The organism is Streptomyces sp. NPDC056222, assembly GCF_042264065.1.
GTDB lineage: Bacteria > Actinomycetota > Actinomycetes > Streptomycetales > Streptomycetaceae > Streptomyces.
On record NZ_JBHJTL010000018.1, the window covers coordinates 15,266 to 31,973 of the forward strand.

General features: G+C 71.0%; 17 protein-coding genes and 2 tRNA genes. 14 read left to right on the forward strand and 5 right to left on the reverse strand.

Features of this window, described 5'->3' with window-relative positions; genetic code table 11:
* Nucleotides 1-94: 94 nt before the first annotated feature.
* The 4 genes from ACFC0D_RS11645 (at nt 95) to ACFC0D_RS11660 (ending at nt 3,951) form a co-directional block, all read left to right on the forward strand.
* The gene (locus ACFC0D_RS11645) at nt 95-574 is read left to right on the forward strand and encodes a hypothetical protein (RefSeq protein WP_376433658.1); all 480 of its coding nucleotides are present in this window, start codon (nt 95-97) and stop codon (nt 572-574) included.
* 195 nt (nt 575-769) lie between these two features.
* On the forward strand, nt 770-2,053 hold the full coding sequence (locus ACFC0D_RS11650; RefSeq protein ID WP_329120634.1) for a glutamate-5-semialdehyde dehydrogenase: 1,284 nt from the start codon (nt 770-772) through the stop codon (nt 2,051-2,053).
* 113 nt (nt 2,054-2,166) lie between these two features.
* Nucleotides 2,167-2,772, forward strand: a complete 606-nt coding sequence (locus ACFC0D_RS11655) for a hypothetical protein (protein WP_376433661.1) — start codon at nt 2,167-2,169, stop codon at nt 2,770-2,772.
* Between the two features lie 99 nt (nt 2,773-2,871).
* Entirely contained in the window at nt 2,872-3,951 is a 1,080-nt protein-coding gene (locus ACFC0D_RS11660) for a hypothetical protein (RefSeq protein ID WP_376433663.1), read from the forward strand.
* Here the strand turns inward: ACFC0D_RS11660 and ACFC0D_RS11665 are convergent.
* Nucleotides 3,936-5,036, reverse strand: coding sequence for a M48 family metallopeptidase (locus tag ACFC0D_RS11665; protein ID WP_376433665.1), 1,101 nt, complete (start codon nt 5,034-5,036; stop codon nt 3,936-3,938). The genes ACFC0D_RS11660 and ACFC0D_RS11665 overlap by 16 nt on opposite strands.
* A 227-nt stretch (nt 5,037-5,263) precedes the next feature.
* Between ACFC0D_RS11665 and ACFC0D_RS11670 the strand changes: the two genes are divergently transcribed.
* From ACFC0D_RS11670 to ACFC0D_RS11695, 6 genes are all read left to right on the forward strand, one after another.
* A complete protein-coding gene (locus ACFC0D_RS11670) occupies nt 5,264-5,428 on the forward strand; it encodes a hypothetical protein (protein ID WP_329120641.1) in 165 nt (54 codons plus the stop codon).
* 52 nt (nt 5,429-5,480) lie between these two features.
* Complete coding sequence (gene nadD, locus ACFC0D_RS11675) at nt 5,481-6,101, forward strand: nicotinate-nucleotide adenylyltransferase (protein ID WP_376433667.1); 621 nt, start codon at nt 5,481-5,483, stop codon at nt 6,099-6,101.
* Between the two features lie 19 nt (nt 6,102-6,120).
* On the forward strand, nt 6,121-7,830 hold the full coding sequence (locus ACFC0D_RS11680; RefSeq protein WP_376433669.1) for an LCP family protein: 1,710 nt from the start codon (nt 6,121-6,123) through the stop codon (nt 7,828-7,830).
* Between the two features lie 80 nt (nt 7,831-7,910).
* The gene (rsfS, locus tag ACFC0D_RS11685; protein WP_376433671.1) at nt 7,911-8,351 is read left to right on the forward strand and encodes a ribosome silencing factor; all 441 of its coding nucleotides are present in this window, start codon (nt 7,911-7,913) and stop codon (nt 8,349-8,351) included.
* Complete coding sequence (locus tag ACFC0D_RS11690) at nt 8,348-9,001, forward strand: histidine phosphatase family protein (RefSeq protein ID WP_376433788.1); 654 nt, start codon at nt 8,348-8,350, stop codon at nt 8,999-9,001. The genes rsfS and ACFC0D_RS11690 overlap by 4 nt, the downstream gene beginning before the upstream one ends.
* An 85-nt stretch (nt 9,002-9,086) precedes the next feature.
* Nucleotides 9,087-9,159 (forward strand) — tRNA-Ala (locus ACFC0D_RS11695).
* Between the two features lie 48 nt (nt 9,160-9,207).
* On the opposite strand, the gene ACFC0D_RS11700 is transcribed toward ACFC0D_RS11695, so the two are convergent.
* Complete coding sequence (locus ACFC0D_RS11700) at nt 9,208-10,074, reverse strand: helix-turn-helix transcriptional regulator (RefSeq protein ID WP_376433673.1); 867 nt, start codon at nt 10,072-10,074, stop codon at nt 9,208-9,210.
* 102 nt (nt 10,075-10,176) lie between these two features.
* On the opposite strand from ACFC0D_RS11700, the gene ACFC0D_RS11705 reads away from it, so the two are divergent.
* The 3 genes from ACFC0D_RS11705 (at nt 10,177) to ACFC0D_RS11715 (ending at nt 12,110) form a co-directional block, all read left to right on the forward strand.
* A complete protein-coding gene (locus ACFC0D_RS11705) occupies nt 10,177-11,610 on the forward strand; it encodes an MFS transporter (RefSeq protein WP_376433675.1) in 1,434 nt (477 codons plus the stop codon).
* A 71-nt stretch (nt 11,611-11,681) separates the two neighbouring features.
* Nucleotides 11,682-11,873, forward strand: a complete 192-nt coding sequence (locus tag ACFC0D_RS11710) for a hypothetical protein (protein WP_376433677.1) — start codon at nt 11,682-11,684, stop codon at nt 11,871-11,873.
* A gap of 3 nt (nt 11,874-11,876) precedes the next feature.
* The gene (locus ACFC0D_RS11715; RefSeq protein ID WP_137989347.1) at nt 11,877-12,110 is read left to right on the forward strand and encodes a hypothetical protein; all 234 of its coding nucleotides are present in this window, start codon (nt 11,877-11,879) and stop codon (nt 12,108-12,110) included.
* Here the strand turns inward: ACFC0D_RS11715 and ACFC0D_RS11720 are convergent.
* Entirely contained in the window at nt 12,089-13,315 is a 1,227-nt protein-coding gene (locus tag ACFC0D_RS11720) for a glycosyltransferase 87 family protein (protein WP_376433680.1), read from the reverse strand. The genes ACFC0D_RS11715 and ACFC0D_RS11720 overlap by 22 nt on opposite strands.
* A gap of 121 nt (nt 13,316-13,436) precedes the next feature.
* On the opposite strand from ACFC0D_RS11720, the gene ACFC0D_RS11725 reads away from it, so the two are divergent.
* Nucleotides 13,437-13,509, forward strand: a tRNA-Ala gene (locus ACFC0D_RS11725).
* 64 nt (nt 13,510-13,573) lie between these two features.
* Here the strand turns inward: ACFC0D_RS11725 and ACFC0D_RS11730 are convergent.
* Complete coding sequence (locus ACFC0D_RS11730) at nt 13,574-15,151, reverse strand: NADH-ubiquinone oxidoreductase-F iron-sulfur binding region domain-containing protein (RefSeq protein WP_376433682.1); 1,578 nt, start codon at nt 15,149-15,151, stop codon at nt 13,574-13,576.
* Complete coding sequence (locus ACFC0D_RS11735) at nt 15,148-16,404, reverse strand: hypothetical protein (RefSeq protein WP_376433684.1); 1,257 nt, start codon at nt 16,402-16,404, stop codon at nt 15,148-15,150. The genes ACFC0D_RS11730 and ACFC0D_RS11735 overlap by 4 nt, the downstream gene beginning before the upstream one ends.
* Between the last annotated feature and the right edge of the window lie 304 nt (nt 16,405-16,708).

A 16,708-nucleotide genomic window follows, 5' to 3' on the forward strand; every position in this document is an offset into this window, starting at 1 on the left:
ACCGCCCCACGTGCCCGCTCGGGCTGGTCAACTTTGTCTCGGGGGCAAGACAAGGCGGGGTACAGCACCACACGCATCAAACAGGAGGCCGCCGGTGAGACGAGCGCGCCCAGGGGCACCGCCCCGCGGGACTGCCGAACGCGCCCTGACCAGTGTCGAGGCCGGAGCCGACTTCGACGAGGGGCAGGACACCGAGACAGCTGAGGCACGCGTTGAGGAACGGGCGGTGGTCGCCTCGAAGCTCTGGCACATCACCCTCAGCGTCTCGGGGGCCGAGGCCCCACTGAAGGAGGTCAGGCGCGCCCTGGAGCAACTGGCCCACGACCATCCCTTCCTGCTGACCAGTCGCTACGCCAATGATCACGCGGAGATCCGCTACTGGGAAGAGGCCCGTGACCTGCACGATGCCGCGGCCGTCGCGCTGCGGCTGTGGGGCGAGCACCGGCAGACCGCCAAGCTGCCGCCCTGGGAGATCGTCGGCCTGGAGGTCATCGACCGCGAGACCTACCACCAGCGCATCGCCGAGGGCTACGGCCCGCCGCCGGCCGCCCCGGTGGGGGTCCACCCGTACTGACGGGCCGAAACGGGTGAGTCGACGGGCTGAGGGCTGACCTGACGGGCTCACGGGCCGAGCCGACGGGTTCACGGGCTCAAGGGCTCACGGGCCGAAACGGGCTGACGGGCGCCTCGCCCCCGGAGGCGTCTCGCAGTGCGGGATACGTACGGGATACGTGCGGGATGTCCGCAGGGGTGCCAGTACCCTGCGGACATGACCTCGCTCACGCCCCTCGACAATCTGTCCCCGGTCACCCGGGCCGCCTACCAGGCCCGTGGGGCCGCCGCCGAAATCGCGCCACTTCCGCGCGCGGCGAAGGACGACGCCCTGCTCGCCATCGCGGACGCCCTCGAGGTTCGTGCCGCCGAGATCGTCGAGGCCAACGCCGAGGACGTCGCCCGCGCCCGCGAGGCCGGCACCAGCGAGTCGATCATCGACCGGCTCACCCTCACCCCGGAGCGGGTCCGGGCCATCGCCGCCGACGTCCGTGACGTGGCCGCACTGCCCGACCCGGTGGGCGAGGTCGTCCGTGGCTCGACCCTCCCGAACGGCATCGACCTCCGCCAGGTCCGCGTCCCGCTCGGCGTCGTCGGCATCATCTACGAGGCCCGGCCGAACGTGACCGTGGACGCGGCCGCCCTCTGCCTCAAGTCCGGCAACGCCGTCCTGCTGCGCGGCTCGTCCTCCGCGTACGCCTCCAACACCGCCCTGGTGAAGGTCCTGCGCGACGCCATCGGCGGCGCAGGCCTGCCCGCCGACGCCATCCAGCTCGTCCCCGGCGAGTCCCGCGAGTCGGTACGCGAGCTGATGCGCGCCCGCGGCCTGGTCGACGTCCTCATCCCGCGCGGCGGCGCCTCCCTCATCCGCACGGTCGTCGAGGAGTCCACCGTCCCGGTCATCGAGACCGGCACGGGCAACTGCCACGTCTACGTCGACGCCCAGGCCGACCTCGACATGGCCGTCGACATCCTGATCAACTCCAAGGCGCAGCGGCCCAGCGTCTGCAACGCCGCCGAGACCCTCCTCGTCCACAAGGACATCGCCGAGGCCTTCCTGCCCCGCGCGCTCGTGGCCCTCGCCGACGCCGGCGTCACCGTCCACGCCGACGAGCGGATCCTCGCCCACGCCGAGGGCTCCAAGGCCACCGTCGTCCCCGCGACCCCGGAGGACTGGGAGACCGAGTACCTCTCCTACGACATCGCCGCCGCCGTCGTCGACTCGCTCGACAAGGCCGTCGAGCACATCCGGCTCTGGTCCTCCGGCCACACCGAGGCGATCGTCACCACCTCGCAGGCCGCCGCCCGCCGCTTCACCCAGCTGGTCGACTCCACGACGGTCGCCGTCAACGCGTCCACCCGTTTCACCGACGGCGGCCAGTTCGGCTTCGGGGCCGAGATCGGCATCTCGACGCAGAAACTGCATGCCCGCGGGCCCATGGGCCTGCCCGAGCTGACCTCCACGAAGTACATCGTCACCGGCGACGGTCACACGCGGTAACCCCCGATTCCCTCGTTCGGCCCCGCTCGCGCGGGGCCCCGGGGGAGCCGGACGGGCAGGGATAGTTCGCACTCTCCCTGCCCAAAACCACCTCCCCGGTCTACTCTGAATTCGTGCCGGACGACGTGGGGGGCGGGCCGTTCCAGGACGGCAGGGACCCTGAGGACTCTGACGACCGCGGGGGCGCGGACGAAGACTTCGCCACCGTGGTGTTCGACGAGGACTTCGTACGGGCAGCCGAGGTCCATGAGCCGACAGCCGTGGAGCGACTGCTGGCGGCCGCACAGGCCCGCGCGGAGGCCGAGGCCGCCCGCGCCAGGGCCGGTGGGGGAGCGGGTGACGACGAGCTCTACGAGGACGGCTACGACCCCTCGGACCCCTTCAGCAGCCCCTACGCCGACGGCTACGACCCGTACGACCCCGACGACGACTCCGGGCCGTACGGACGCCACGGCGGCGCCCTGCGCCCCTACCGGGGCAGCGCCCGCTGGCACCGGCCGGTCGCCTGGGTGCTGGCCCTCGTGATGGGCGTCGGCATGGTCGCCCTCGCCTTCACCGCGGTCTACCGCGGCGCCTCCGCCAACCGCCAGGACCAGGTCCCGGCCCCCGCCACCACCGGCATCGACAAGCCGCGCGCCGTCCCTCCCGCGGTCACCGCGCCCTCGGCCTCCGCCGAGTACTCCGCACCCCCGGTCCCCGCCGTTCCCCGCACTCCCTGAGCCCTCCGGGCCCGAGGCGGGCGCCATGCGTCGGAAATCTTCCGAACTTGTCGTGTACCTGGGCGTTTACCAGGGCTTCCGCAGACCTACTCTGAAGGTATGGCAGGGCGTGGCGACCCGCCTGAGGGGCCGGCACCCGACCCCGGCGGTGGTGAGGACGAGTACCGATCCGTCGTCTTCGACGAGTCGTTCGTCCGCGCTGCCCGGCTTCAGGAGTTCTCCGCCGAGGAGCGGATGGGGGAGCACTCCCAGGCCGTGCGCTCCCGCCCCCACTGGGAGGCCAGAAGCGGCTCCCGTCAGGCCGTGATGCTGGTCCTGCTGATCCTCCTCGCCTTCGGTACGGCCATCTATCTCGGCGTTCGCAACCCCTACCAGCCCCCGCTGGACCAGCGCGCCGAACCGCTGCGGATCACCCTGGTCCCACTGGCCCCCCAGGGCCGGGTGGCCGGCGGTCAGCCCGCCCAGCTGTTCGCCCACAGTCCCGTGGCCGAGTACCGCACCGGAGCCGCCGGCATCAACCTCCCGGTCGCCGGACGGACCACCCACTTCGCGGAGAGCCAGGTGGTGGCCGCCCTGACGATCGCCAAGGACTACCTCGTGGCCTCTTCCCTGGATCCCGATGTGCTGGCCGGCGTGACCGCCCGTACCCCGCGGTTGCTGCTCGACCCGGACCAGCTGGCGCAGTTCGACCGGAGCGTCGAGTCCTCGCTCGACGACGGCCGCCACGCGGTGTCCGGCTGGCTGGTGCGCTTCGACCCGGCCAAGGCCGTCCTGGCCGACCCCGCCATCCGGGTCCAGGGCACCCTCCGCTTCGCGGAGACGGCCACCGACATGCTGGAGGTCACCGCCGACCACACGTTCACCTACGCCCTGCGACCCGCGACCTCGGGCGCCGGTCCGGTGGGCCAGGCATCGCTCTTCACCGTCCACCGCGAGATGCATTTCCGCTTCGACCGTGAGGACCTGCGGATGCACCGCGCCGAACTGGTGACCAGCACCGTCCAGGCAGGCCCGCAGGCCTGCGGCGCCGACACCAGCGGCTCCCTCCGCCCGCTCCTGGCGGGCGAGCGGACCTCGGCCTCCGGCGACCCGGCGGTCACCGACCCGTATGCCACGGGCCGGCCCGCCGCCTCCTCGCTCTGCGGAACCCTGGACCCGAGCGCTCAGCCCTCGCTCTGAGCGGTGCCGGTCTCAGCCGCTCCGTCGGCGTCGCCCCGCGAGGCCCCGCCGCCGAACCGGTCCCGCAGCTTTCCGCTCAGGTCGCCCGCGAGATCGCCCGCGCCACCGGCTATGTCGCCGACGAGCTTCATCAGCGGATCCTTGCTGGTGCGCACCGATTCGGCGTAATGCCCGGCGGATTCCCGGAAGGAGTCGGTCACCGAGGTGTCCTTGTCCTCCGACCGCCGTGGGTAGTGCCCGTCCATGATCCGCTGGTAGTCGCGGGTCTCGGACCACTTCTTCAGCTCGGCCGCCCGGACGGTGGTGAACGGGTGCGTGCGCGGCAGCACATTGAGGATCTTCAGGACGGAGTCCCGCAGGTCGCCGCCCTTCTCGTACTCGTCGGCCTGCGCGAGGAACGCGTCCACGTTCATCTCGTGCAGATGGTTGCCGCCGGCGATCTTCATCAGACCGCGCATCGAGGCCTGGACGTCCTGGCCGACGAGGAGTCCCGCCCGGTCCGCCGAGAGCTCGGACTTGCGGAACCACTCCCGCAGCGCCGTCACGATCGCCATGATCGCGACGTTGCCCAACGGGATCCAGGCGATCTTCACCGCCAGGCTGGTGAGGAACAGCAGGATCGTGCGGTACACGGAGTGACCCGAGAGGGCGTGGCCCACCTCGTGGCCGACGACCGCCCGCATCTCCTCCTCGTCGAGCAGCTCCACGAGGCCGGTGGTGACCACGATGATCGGCTCGTCCAGGCCGATGCACATCGCGTTCGGCTTCGGGTCCTGGGTGACGTACATCGGCGGGACCTTCTCCAGGTCCAGGATGTAACAAGCGTCCCTCAGCATGTCGTTGAGGTGCGTGAACTGCGCGTCGCTCACCCGCACGGAGTCGGAGAGGAACAGCAGTCGAAGACTGCGCTCGGGCAACAGCCCGCTGAGCGCCTTGAAGACCGTGTCGAAACCGGTGAGCTTGCGCAGCGCGACGAGCGCGGAGCGGTCGGCCGGATGTTCGTAGGCCCGTGAGGAAATGCCGGGGAAGCGCTTGCGCTGCCTGCTCGGCACGTTCCCGTTGCCGTTGTCGGTCTTCTCGGTCATGGATGCCCCCTGTTCGTACGAGACCTTGCTCGTCCCCCTGACGAATCCCAGACTAGGTGCTGGGGCCCACCGGGCGCCGGAGCCTGTGGATAACTCGGGCACAGCGGACAACCGCGGAGTACGACCGCCCTGACAACGACTGAGTCGGCGTGAGCGTGCCCGGACCGCCCGCATACGATGTGCGCGAAGTCTCCGCTCCCATCCCCGATCGATAGGTCCTGCTGACGATGAGCCTCCACAGCACCGCCGCCAACCTGGTCTCGCTCGCCGAGGGTGCCGCCGAGCACGGTGGCAACCACGACAGCCTCAACCCGTACCTCACCGGTTTCGGCGCGCTCGGTGCGCTGCTTCTGCTGCTGTGGATCACCACTCGCTTCAACCGCGACCGCTGAGTCGGCGACCGCGGATCGGACGTTCGAAGCGGTGCCAGTAGGCTCTGCACGCATGGGAGAGCAGGAAGTGCCTACTGGCGGCCGCGCCAAGCGCCGACTCGGCGTGATGGGCGGAACGTTCGACCCGATCCACCACGGACACCTGGTGGCCGCCAGCGAGGTGGCCGCCCTGTTCCATCTCGACGAGGTGGTGTTCGTGCCGACCGGGCAGCCGTGGCAGAAGAGCCACAAGGCCGTGTCGGCGGCCGAGGACCGCTATCTGATGACGGTCATCGCCACCGCGTCCAACCCGCAGTTCTCGGTCAGCCGCATCGACATCGACCGCGGCGGGGCGACGTACACCATCGACACCCTGCGGGACCTGCGCTCCCTCAACAGCGACTCGGACCTCTTCTTCATCACCGGGGCCGACGCGCTGTCGCAGATCCTCACGTGGCGCGACGCGGAGGAGCTCTTCTCGCTCGCCCACTTCATCGGCGTCACCCGACCGGGCCATGACCTCACGGACGACGGACTGCCCAAGGGCGGGGTCTCGCTCGTGGAGGTTCCCGCGCTGGCGATCTCCTCCACCGATTGTCGGGCTAGGGTCGCCCAGGGCGACCCCGTCTGGTACCTGGTGCCGGACGGCGTGGTGCGCTACATCGACAAGCGCCAGTTGTACCGCGGCGAGTGAGCCTCGGAGAGGGGCACCGGTGAACGAACAGAACCCGTACGACCCGTACTACCCGCAGCCGCAGATCATCGGCTACGACGAGTACGGGCAGCCGGTGTACCAGCAGGTCCCACCGCAGGCACAGCAGCAGTACGACCCGTACGCGCAGCAGCAGCATGTCCAGCAGCCCGTGCAGCAGCAGCCCGTCCAGCAGCAGGGCTACGGCTACGACCCCTACGGGCAGCCGGTCCAGCCGCAGCGTCCCCAGCAGCAGCCTCAGCAGCCGCAGTACGACTCGTACGGGCAGCAGCGCGGATACGACCCGTACGCCTCGTACGACACCGGGCAGCAGTGGGCCGTGCAGGGCGAAGCGACCCAGGCCTCTGCTCCCGCACCCGCCCCAGCGGCCCCGCCGCGCGCCCCGGTGGCCGCTCCCGCGGGCGTGCCCGGACAGCGCCCCGCGCCGGACGACAGCGGGGACGACCGGGCCTATCGCACCGAGCAGTTCTCGTTCATCGAGGAGCCCGACGAGGACTCCGAAGACGTCATCGACTGGCTGAAGTTCACCGAGAGCCGCTCCGAGCGGCGCGAGGAGGCCAGGCGGCGCGGCCGCAACCGGGTCGTCGCCCTGGTCGTGGCCCTGGTCGTCGCCGCGGTCGGCGGCGTCGGCTACCTCTGGAACGCGGGCCTCCTTCCCGGCATGTCCGGCGAGGAGCAGAAGCAGAACACCGCGACCGGACCCCAGAAGCGGGACACGATCGTCGTCCATCTCCACGACACCAAGGGCGGCGGCACCAGCACCGCCCTGCTCGTGGACAACACCACGACCAAGCAGGGCACCACCGTCCTGCTCCCCAACGCGCTGTCCGTCGCCAACGACGAGGGCTCCGCGACCACGCTCGCCAAGTCCGTCGAGGACGACGGCTCCGCCGGCACCCGCGAGGCCATCGGCAACCTCCTCGGTACGAAGATCACCGGCACCTGGCGGCTCGACACCCCGTACCTGGAGAACCTGGTCGAGCTGGTCAGCAACATCGACATCACCACCGACACCGAGGTGCCGAGCGACAAGAAGGGCGAGGACCCGCTCGTCGCCAAGGGCGAGAACCAGACGCTCAACGGCCGGGCGGCCGTCGCCTACGCCACCTACCGCGGGCCCGGCGAAGCAGAGGCCAAGCAACTCCAGCGCTTCGGCCAGGTCGTCTACGGGGTGCTGCGGAAGATGTCCGACGACCCCAAGGCCGCCACGATCACCGTCGAGACCCTCGCCCAGATCCTCGACCCGTCCCTGCCGGAGAAGGACCTCGGAGCCTCGCTCGCCAAGCTCGCCGAGCACGCCAAGGGCGGCGACTACAAGACGGCTGTGCTCCCGGTGGAGCAGGACGGCTCGCTGGGCCGGAGCGCGGCCGACAGTGTGGTCAAGGACATCCTCGGCGGCAAGGTCAGCGCGCCCGACCAGGGCAGTGCGGTCCGTGTCGCGATCCGGGACGCCACCGGCAAGGACGCGACCGAGGCCGCCAGGGTCGTCCTGATCAACGGAGGCTTCGCCTTCGTGGGCGGTGCCAAGGCCGAGACCCAGGAGAAGTCGCAGGTCCTCTACGGTGACGACGCCCAGAAGGCGACGGCGGGCGAGGTGGCCAAGACGCTGGGGCTGCCGGAGAGCGCGGTCAAGAAGGGCGAGACCGCCGGGAACGGCGCTGTCACGGTGGTCCTGGGCGAGGATTACAAGATCCCTGGGAGCAAGAAGTGACCTGCTCGTAATGGTTTGCGGGGCGGTCGGCGGTACGTGAGACCCTTGATGTGTCTCTGACCGCCGACGAAAGCCTGCTTGTGACCGCCACGGATCGCTCCATCGAGCTCGTCAACGCCGCCGCCCAGGCGGCGGCCGACCGGCTCGCGCACGACATCATCGCGTACGACGTCAGCGATGTGCTGTCGATCACCGACGCATTCCTGCTCGCCTCCGCGCCCAACGACCGCCAGGTCAAGTCGATCGTCGACGAGATCGAGGAGAAGCTCAACAAGGAGCTCGGCGCCAAGCCGGTGCGCCGCGAGGGCGACCGCGACGCCCGCTGGATCCTCCTGGACTACGTCGACATCGTCGTCCACGTCCAGCACAGTGAGGAGCGGGTCTTCTACGCCCTGGAGCGGCTCTGGAAGGACTGCCCCGAGCTGCCGCTGCCCGACGACGCCCTGAAGACCCGCGGCAAGGCCGCCGAGCACGCCGCGCTGACGGGTGCCGCCGACGAGACGGACGGTGAGCTGCGCTGAGCACCACCAAGGGCGGCAGCGGCCGCCGTATCGTCCTCTGGCGTCACGGTCAGACCTCGTGGAACCTGGAGCGCCGTTTCCAGGGCTCCACGGACATCGAGCTGACCGAGACCGGCGTGGCCCAGGCCCGCCGGTCCGCCCGGCTGCTCGCCTCGCTGAAGCCGGACGCGATCATCGCCTCCGACCTGAAGCGGGCGGCGGCCACCGCCGGCGAGCTCGCCGCGCTCACCGGCCACACCGTCGCGCACGACTCCGCCCTGCGCGAGACGTACGCGGGGGAGTGGCAGGGGCTGACCCACGACGAGATCGTGGCGCGCTACGGCGAGCAGTACGCCGCCTGGAAGCGCGGCGAGCCCGTGCGCAGGGGCGGCGGCGAACTGGAGACCGAGGTCGCGGACCGGGCCGCTCCGGTGGTCCTGGAGCACGCCGACAAGCTGCCCGAGGACGGCACGCTCGTCGTGGTGAGCCACGGCGGCACGATCCGCACCACCATCGGCCGGCTGCTCGGCATGGAGGCGCATCACTGGGAGAGCCTCGGCGGGCTCTCCAACTGCTGCTGGTCCGTCCTCGGCGAGGGTGCACGAGGCTGGCGGCTCCTGGAGCACAACGCCGGCACGCTGCCCGAGCCGGTCCTCGGCGACGACGACTGAGTCGCCCGCAGACCCGGATTTCACTTTCCGGCTGGTCACAAGCTAGAGTTCTTCTTGTTCGCAGCGCGGAGCGCGAAGAACACGAGGGGCTATAGCTCAGTTGGTAGAGCGCCTGCATGGCATGCAGGAGGTCAGGAGTTCAATTCTCCTTAGCTCCACAGTCACCGAATCCCGTCCCCACCAGGGGGCGGGATTCGTCGTTTCCGTCACTGCCACTCGTCCACCCCGTCGGCGTGCAGCGTCGCCATCGCGCGACTGCTCTCCTCGTCGTTCGGCGTGTAGGTCACTATTCGGCACTCCGGCATCCCGTTGATGGAGAGCGACAGCGACGTCATCCGCAGCTCTCCCACGGTGTCGTGACGGAAGGTCTTGATGTGGCTTCCCGGCGGTACGACATCGCCGCTCCGCCACAGCCGGGAGAACCGGGGGCTGGCCTCCGAGAGCCGCCGCACGAACGACTCCCAGGCCGGCTCGCCCACGTGCCGGCCGTACGCGCCCCGCATCTGGGCGACCATCAGCGGAAGCTCCCGATCCTTGTCGACGAGCGGACAGCGGTCCTCGTCCATCGTGAAGAGCGTCCACAGCACGTTGCGGAATCCGAAGGGGGTGCTCTGAGGATCCGAGAACAGCGTCCGGTACATCGAGTTGGTCGCCAGCACGTCGTACCGGCTGTTGTAGACCACCGCCGGACGTGGGACCAGCGCGTCCAGAATCCCCTGGAGCTCGGGACCGACCGTCTCGACGGCCTCGGCGCCCCGGTCCGGCGCGAACGGCACCTCCGCCAGGTGGTACAGGTGCTCGCGCTCGGGCCGGTCCAGCCGCAGCGTGCGGGCGACCGCGTCGAGCACCTGGGCGGAGGCGTTGATCGGCCGGCCCTGCTCCAGCCAGGTGTACCAGGTGACGCCTACGCCGGAGAGCTGGGCGACCTCCTCGCGGCGCAGCCCGGGCGTACGGCGGCGCAGGCCGGGCGGCATGCCCACGTCCTCCGGAGTCACCCGCGCCCGGCGGCTGCGCAGGAACGCCGCCAGCTCCGGTCGGCGGCGCCGCTGTGTCGGTGCTGCCAAAGTCGTCACACCCCCATGGTCGAGTCCCCTTGCCGCCGTTGCCAGGTGTTGTCAGTACCAGCATCGGCGGGCTCTCGTTACCCGTATCGAATCCTCGTCACGCTGCCTCGTATGACGACGACCACAACACGGCCCGTACTCAGTAAAGACGGTGGCACCGACAACCGGCCCGGTCTGCTCCTCGGAGTGGTGCTCGCGGCCCAGTTCATGGCACTGCTCGACGTCTTCATCGTCAATGTCGCCGCCCCCACCATCCGCACCGAACTGTCCGCCTCCGGGGCGGGACTTCAGCTCGTCATCGCCGGATACACCATCGCCTACGCGGTCCTGCTGATCACCGGCGCACGGCTCGGCGACCGGCTCGGACACCGGCGGACGTACCTCGTCGGACTCGCCGTCTTCACGGCGGCCTCGCTCGCCTGCGGGCTGGCCGCGGGAACGGGCCCGCTCATCGCCTTCCGGCTCGTCCAGGGTGCCGGCGCGGCCCTGATGATCCCTCAGGTGCTGAGCCTCATCCAACGGAACTTCACCGGGGAGGGCCGCGTCCGCGCACTCGGCGCGTACTCCGCGGTGCTCGCCACCGGCGCCGCGGCCGGCCAGGTCGTCGGCGGCATCCTCGTCAGCGCGGACCTGTTCGGCAGCAGCTGGCGGCCGGTCTTCCTCGTCAACGTGCCCATCGGTCTGGTCCTGCTGGCCCTGGGCGCCCGAGTGCTGCCGCGTGACGCGCTCACCGAGCCCGAACGCGACCGCTCCCTCGACCTGCCCGGACTCGTCCTGCTCGCCGTCGCCGTCTCGCTGCTCACGGTCCCTCTCGTCCTCGGGCAGGAGCAGGACTGGCCGGCGTGGGCCTGGATCTCGCTCGCGTGCTCCGCGGCGGTCTTCATGGCTTTCGGCACGTACGAGTCCCGGCTCGCGCGCCGGGGCGGCGCTCCGCTCATCGCCCCGCGAGTCCTGCGCATCCCCGGCATCGGGCGGGCCGCGTTCCAGATCGCCGTGGCGATGGCCGTCAACGCCGGCTTCCTCTTCACCATCACCCTGCATCTGCAGGGAGGGCTCGGGCACAGCGCCCTGCGCGCCGGGCTGACCTTCGCGCCGGCCGCCGCGTTCTTCGGCGTGGTCGGCCTGACCTGGCGACGCTGGCCCGCGCGCCTTCAGCGCTTCCTGATCCCGGGCGGCTTCCTGCTGGCCGCGATCGCCGCGGCGACCATGGGTGGCCTTCTCAGGGACGGCGACGCGGGCGGCTGGGGGCTCTACCCGGCACTCGCCGCCATGGGCGTGGGGCTCGCGCTGGCCTTCAGCCCGGCCCTGACCGGCGCGCTGTCCCGCGTACGACCCGAGGAGGCCGCCGACGCCAGTGGTCTGCTCGCCACCGTCACCCAGCTCGGCCAGCTGATCGGTGTCGCGAGCTTCGGCACACTCTTCCTTGCCCGACTGCATACGCCGGGGGCGCATGACTCCGCGGACGCGCTGTGGGCGTGCGCCCTCGCGCTGGCCGCCGCATCGATCTTGGGCGCGTCGGCCGCCCTGGCGCACAGAGCTCGCTGACCCTCTTGCGGGGCCATGGCAGAATCGGACGGCCGGAGGGGAACGAGGGTCCGGACGGGAGGGAGTGTGCGATGGCCGCGAGCGGTGCCGAGGGTGCCGAGACCGATGCCGTCGCCGAGCCCGTCGAGGACCGCGCCGCGGTCCAGGGGGCAGGAGCCTCGCTCGACTGCCCCTCGTGCGGTTCCGCCCGGGTTGTCCAAGTGCTCGGCGACAACGGCGGAGTGTCCTTTGTGTGCACGTCCTGCGGCCACAGCTGGAGCTGATTGATGGGTGCACACAGGCGGAAGTGCGACTGGTGCGGCAGCGGTACGCCCATTGTCCGGGACATGGACCCGGTCAACACCGAGTACCAGTACTGGTGCGAGGAGTGCGCGCGGGCGCTGATCATAAAGGGCGACCCGATCGAGACCTACCGCGAGCTCGAGGGGGAGCCGATCTACGGACGGCTGCTCGACGAGCACTGCACCCTCAAACGCTTCTACTCCTTCGCCACGGCCTGACGCCACCGGGTGAGGCCGTACCCCAGGAACAGGGCGGTCGCGGTCAGCGGATAGATCGCCGAGAGCAGCATCTGACCCGGGTTCTGGTCGAGTTCCGGACGCCCCGGGTCGTGAGGCACCCACCACAGCGCGAACGACGCGAAGGCCAGGGCCACCGCGGCCACCGCCCACCCGGGCCGCACGCGGTCGCGGCGGTCCACCAGCACGACGAGCAGCGGGACGCACCACACCCAGTGGTGGGACCAGGAGATCGGGCTGATCATCAGCGCCGTCACCGCACAGACGATCACGGCCAGGGCCTTGTCCCCGCGCAGGGCGGCCCGCACCGCGAGGACCATGGCTGCACAACCGAGCACGGCCGCGACCAACGCCCACCACATGCCCGGGTCGTCGGTGTGCATCAGCCGCGCGAGAACCCCGCGCAGCGACTGGTTCGCGGTCTCCTCGGCGAAGCCGACCCGGCCGGTCTCGAAGAGTGTCCCGGTCCAGAAGCGCTTGGAGTCGTACGGCAGGATGAGCGCGCTCATCAGGGTCGCCCCGAGGAACACCGCGGTCGCCGTGGCCGCCGTGCGCAGCCACTGGTTCCAGCCCTTCTCGCGCCGCCACAGGAGCAGGCCGGCGGCCAGCAGGAACACGACGAACAGGCCGGGTGTGAGCTTCACCGCAGTCGCGAGACCGATGCCGAGGCCCGCCCAGCGGTTGCCCTCACGGCGTGTGAAGTCCCACAGCACCGCCACCGCGACGAGCAGATTGATCTGCCCGTACCGCAGCGTCGTCCACACCGGCTCGCACCAGACCACGACCGCCGCCACCAGGAACGTGGCGCGCCAGAGCCGCTCCCGGGAGAGGGAAGGGCGGACGAGCTGGAGGGAGAGCTGGACCAGCGCGACCACGAGCAGCAGGTTCCCGGCCGTCGCGAGCGTCCGCATCAGCGGAACACCGACGAACGTCAAGGGGACGAACAGCAGCCCCGCGAAGGGCGGATAGGTCATGGCGAGGTTCGCCGAGGTGGCGCGCATCGCGTAGAGGTCGCCGCCGGCCCGGACGGTCTCCCCCTCCGCCCGGTAGACCATCACGTCGAGCATGTTCACGTGGGCGACCCGTTGGGCCACCCAGAAGGCTATGAACGACACGAGACAGGCTGCCGCGGCGGTGGCGAGGGGCCACCGGTCGGCACGGGTTCTGGCGAGCACGGACACGGTCACAGAGGGGGACCTTACCCGTCACGCTCGGACCACCAGGGAAATCGATTTGGTGATCCCCAGGGGGGCCGGTTAATGTTCTGTCTGTCGCCGCGGGGGAAACCCGGAACGGGGCGGACAGTAAGGGGCTATAGCTCAGTTGGTAGAGCGCCTGCATGGCATGCAGGAGGTCAGGAGTTCAATTCTCCTTAGCTCCACAGAAAGAAGAAGCGGATCATCCGAATCGGATGATCCGCTTCTTCGTGTTCAAAGGGCCGGGCGTCAACCCCGGCCGCTGCCCAGTGCCTTACGGCCGCCGCCCGGCGGCAGGGCCGGCCGCTCCTGGGGACCCTGCTCGATCCGGAGTGCCAGCGCGGGGCAGCGACGTACGGCCCGCTGCGCCCGTCCCCGGAGATGCATCGGCACGGAGGCGTCGGCGAGCGCCGGGTAGCCGTCCGGGCCCAGTCTGATGAGCTCCGGGACGATGTCCGCGCAGAGCCCGTGTCCCTTGCACAGCGTCCAGTCCACGGCCAGCTTCTCGCCGCTCGGGATCGACTCCTCCGCGTCCTGGTAGCCGGCGGCGGGGAGCGGCAGCACCCCGACGGTCGGGCGACCGCAGCCGCCGTCGAGGACGTGGGCCGCGAGATCGTCCGTGAAGGCCGAGAGCGTCGAGGCGAAGAAGCGGGCCGAGCCGTCGGGGTGCTTGCACGCACCGCGGCCCTTCACGGCCTGGGTGACCTCCCGCAGCGCCTCCAGCGCGGCGGGACCGCCGCCGTTGAGCACGTCGGAGAGGCCACCGGCGGCCGCGGGCAGACCGAGCCGGCACGGCCCGCACTGGCCCGCGGTCTCGGCGGCGAGCCAGTTCGCGACCCTTAGCGATTCGCCGATCGGGCAGGTCTCGGGGCCGATCGGCAGGATCGCCCCGGCGCCGAGCGAGCCGCCGACGGCCGACAGGGATGCCCGTGAGACGACCGCGTTGTCGACCGCCATCGAGTCGATCCAGTTGCCGTGGTACCCGCCCGTGAGGACGCCCTGGGGGAGCAGCGGGGCCCCGGCCAGCTGGAGCACGTACCGCAGCGGGACGCCCGTCGGCACCTCGACCACCATGGGGCGAGCGACAGCCCCGGAGATCGTCAGCATGACCGTGCCGGGCTCCGCTTCCAGACCGGTGTGGCCGTAGCGGCGCGGACCGATCCGGGCGGCCACGGCCAGCTGCGCGAACGTCTCGGCGTTGGAGAGCAGCGTGGGCGCTCCCCCCACCCCGGACTCGGCCGCGCGCTCCCGGCGTCCGGGGGGCAGCGCCGGGCCACCGCCGATCGCGCGGATCACGGCCGATGCCTCCCCGGAGACCATGCGTTCGGGAGTTCGGACGACACGCGCGCGTAGAGGCTGTCCACGGCGGTCCGAGAGGCCCCGTTCGGCGAGTGCCGAGCGGATGGAGATCTCCGTGGAGTTACGGGTCACGGCCACGATCAGCGTCCGGGCGCCGAGCGCCTCGGCCGCCAGCAGGGCCCCGTCCAGAATCAGGTGCGGGGCGCGGTTGAGCAGCACCGTGTCCTTCCGGCAGGCAGGCTCGCCCTCACTGCCGTTCACCACCACCACAGGACGTATCCCACGGCGGATGGCCGCCTTGCCGACCGCCCTCAGCTTGCGGCCGAAGGGAAAACCGGCGCCACCGCGCCCGTGGAGGGATATCTCGTCCGCGAGCTGGGCGAGCCGTTCGCCGCTCATCGGATCCAGCGGCCCGTGCACCTTCAGATGCATCTCCAGACCGAGCCGCTCCACCAGGTCGAAGCCCTGGGTGAGCTGAGGCAGACCGACCACGCGGACCTCGGGGACGTCGGGGAGCGGGGCGTTCACGGGCGGTCTCCTGCGGGTGCGGTCCAGGGCTCACCCGCGGGGGGCGGGCTGGAGTAGGTCGGCATCGGGGGCGAGGGCGTGGGCCAGAAGCCGGGTCGGAGGGAGGGATCGGGGACGACGGGGAGCTCCTCGGTCATGGGTATGCGCTCGGCGAGCGGGGCGTCGCCGGAGGTGTACGGGGTGGGATCGGACGCCGGCGCGGCACGGGACACCGCGCGGTAGGCGGCCGAGAAGCCGGCGGAGGTGCCGGGACCGACGGTCGGGGCCGAGGTCGGGATCGGGGGAGCCGTCTCGTAGAGCGAGGGAGGGGACTCGTACAGCGGTGAGGTCGGCTCGTAGAGCGGAGGAGGCGTCTCGTAGAGCGGTGAGGTGGACTCGTAGAGCGGGGGAGGGGACTCGTACAGCCGGCTGCTCGCTACGGGGGGTGCGAGCGGCTCGGGCGAGGACGGCAGGGAGGGGCGGCCGGTGGGCCGGTCCAGCCACTCGGCGGACATGGTGGGCGGCGGCTCGTAGCCGCCGCGCTCGCCCTCGTTCTCGGCTCCGGTGGGGCCCTCGGCCGGGTCGGCCGCCCGGTTGGCCGCCTCGGGCCTGCTGCGGCCTTCCAGCGACGCCAGGAGCCCGACGAACCGTTCGGCGAGCTCCCGCTGCGTCTGAGCGGGGAGCATCCGGAGCGAGACCGTCGCGGCGACGAAGGTCAGGGCCAGGCAGTACATGACGACGACCCACGTGGCGGCGGGCCGGCCGGTGTACAGACCGTGGACCAGGGCGAAGCACCAGGCCGGGTACGCCAGCATGTGCAGCGGTCGCCAGCGGGCGGCGAAACGGCTGCGGCCCGCCAGAGTGCTGCGCAGGGCGCCCGTGGAGGCGGCGACGACCATCAGCAGCCCGGCGAGCGAACCGAAGCCGATGAGGGCCGACGTGCCCGTGATGCCGAGGCCGAAGGGAATCAGGGCGCCGATCGGCGCGACATGGCCGAGGGACACCTTGACCGTGGCGTGCAGCAGCAGAAAGCCGAGAGAGGCGACCGCGGTGCCCCGGTGGATGCCCTGGGCGAGCAACCGGTGGCGTGGGGAGAGCAGCAGTCGGTCGGTGGCGATCAGGCCCCAGGCGACCGATGCGGTGAGGGACACCAGCGACAGCACGCCGGTGGTGAAGTCGAGCGCGGCCCGGAAGCTGTCGCTGCCTCCGACGGCGAGCAGCGGAATGATCACGAGCGCCGCGACCGAAAGCCCGCCCTGAACCGGCCGGCTCATACCGGTTCGCTCGGCGGGGGTGGAGCGTTTCTTGCGATGAGGGTTCATAGGGGCGACTCCGAATGGTGCGGATAAGCAGTCCCGTTGGGCCGCATGTTAGGTCGCCCCATACCGGCCGGTAGGTGGTTTGCGTGTTTACGGGACTCTCAACGGCCTACTGACTTTGGGGTTGCCCCGGATAGGGGCGATACGCGGAGTAACCTGGGCGCCCCGGGCGGCCGGGAAGCGTGGGTGCTCACGGCGCCGCAGCCACCCGAAGGTCGTTCGGCCACCGGTTGGAACGTCGGTGCGGCCCCCTCGGGCC

Bases quoted from the DNA above. Each gene is read 5' to 3' on its own strand.
- nadD (WP_376433667.1), top strand. From the start codon at position 5,481: ATGGGAGAGCAGGAAGTGCCTACTGGCGGCCGCGCCAAGCGCCGACTC.
- ACFC0D_RS11665 (WP_376433665.1), bottom strand. From the start codon at position 5,036: ATGACCGAGAAGACCGACAACGGCAACGGGAACGTGCCGAGCAGGCAG.
- ACFC0D_RS11650 (WP_329120634.1), top strand. From the start codon at position 770: ATGACCTCGCTCACGCCCCTCGACAATCTGTCCCCGGTCACCCGGGCC.
- ACFC0D_RS11710 (WP_376433677.1), top strand. From the start codon at position 11,682: ATGGCCGCGAGCGGTGCCGAGGGTGCCGAGACCGATGCCGTCGCCGAG.
- ACFC0D_RS11735 (WP_376433684.1), bottom strand. From the start codon at position 16,404: ATGAGCCGGCCGGTTCAGGGCGGGCTTTCGGTCGCGGCGCTCGTGATC.
- ACFC0D_RS11670 (WP_329120641.1), top strand. From the start codon at position 5,264: ATGAGCCTCCACAGCACCGCCGCCAACCTGGTCTCGCTCGCCGAGGGT.
- ACFC0D_RS11660 (WP_376433663.1), top strand. From the start codon at position 2,872: ATGGCAGGGCGTGGCGACCCGCCTGAGGGGCCGGCACCCGACCCCGGC.
- ACFC0D_RS11705 (WP_376433675.1), top strand. From the start codon at position 10,177: ATGACGACGACCACAACACGGCCCGTACTCAGTAAAGACGGTGGCACC.
- ACFC0D_RS11715 (WP_137989347.1), top strand. From the start codon at position 11,877: ATGGGTGCACACAGGCGGAAGTGCGACTGGTGCGGCAGCGGTACGCCC.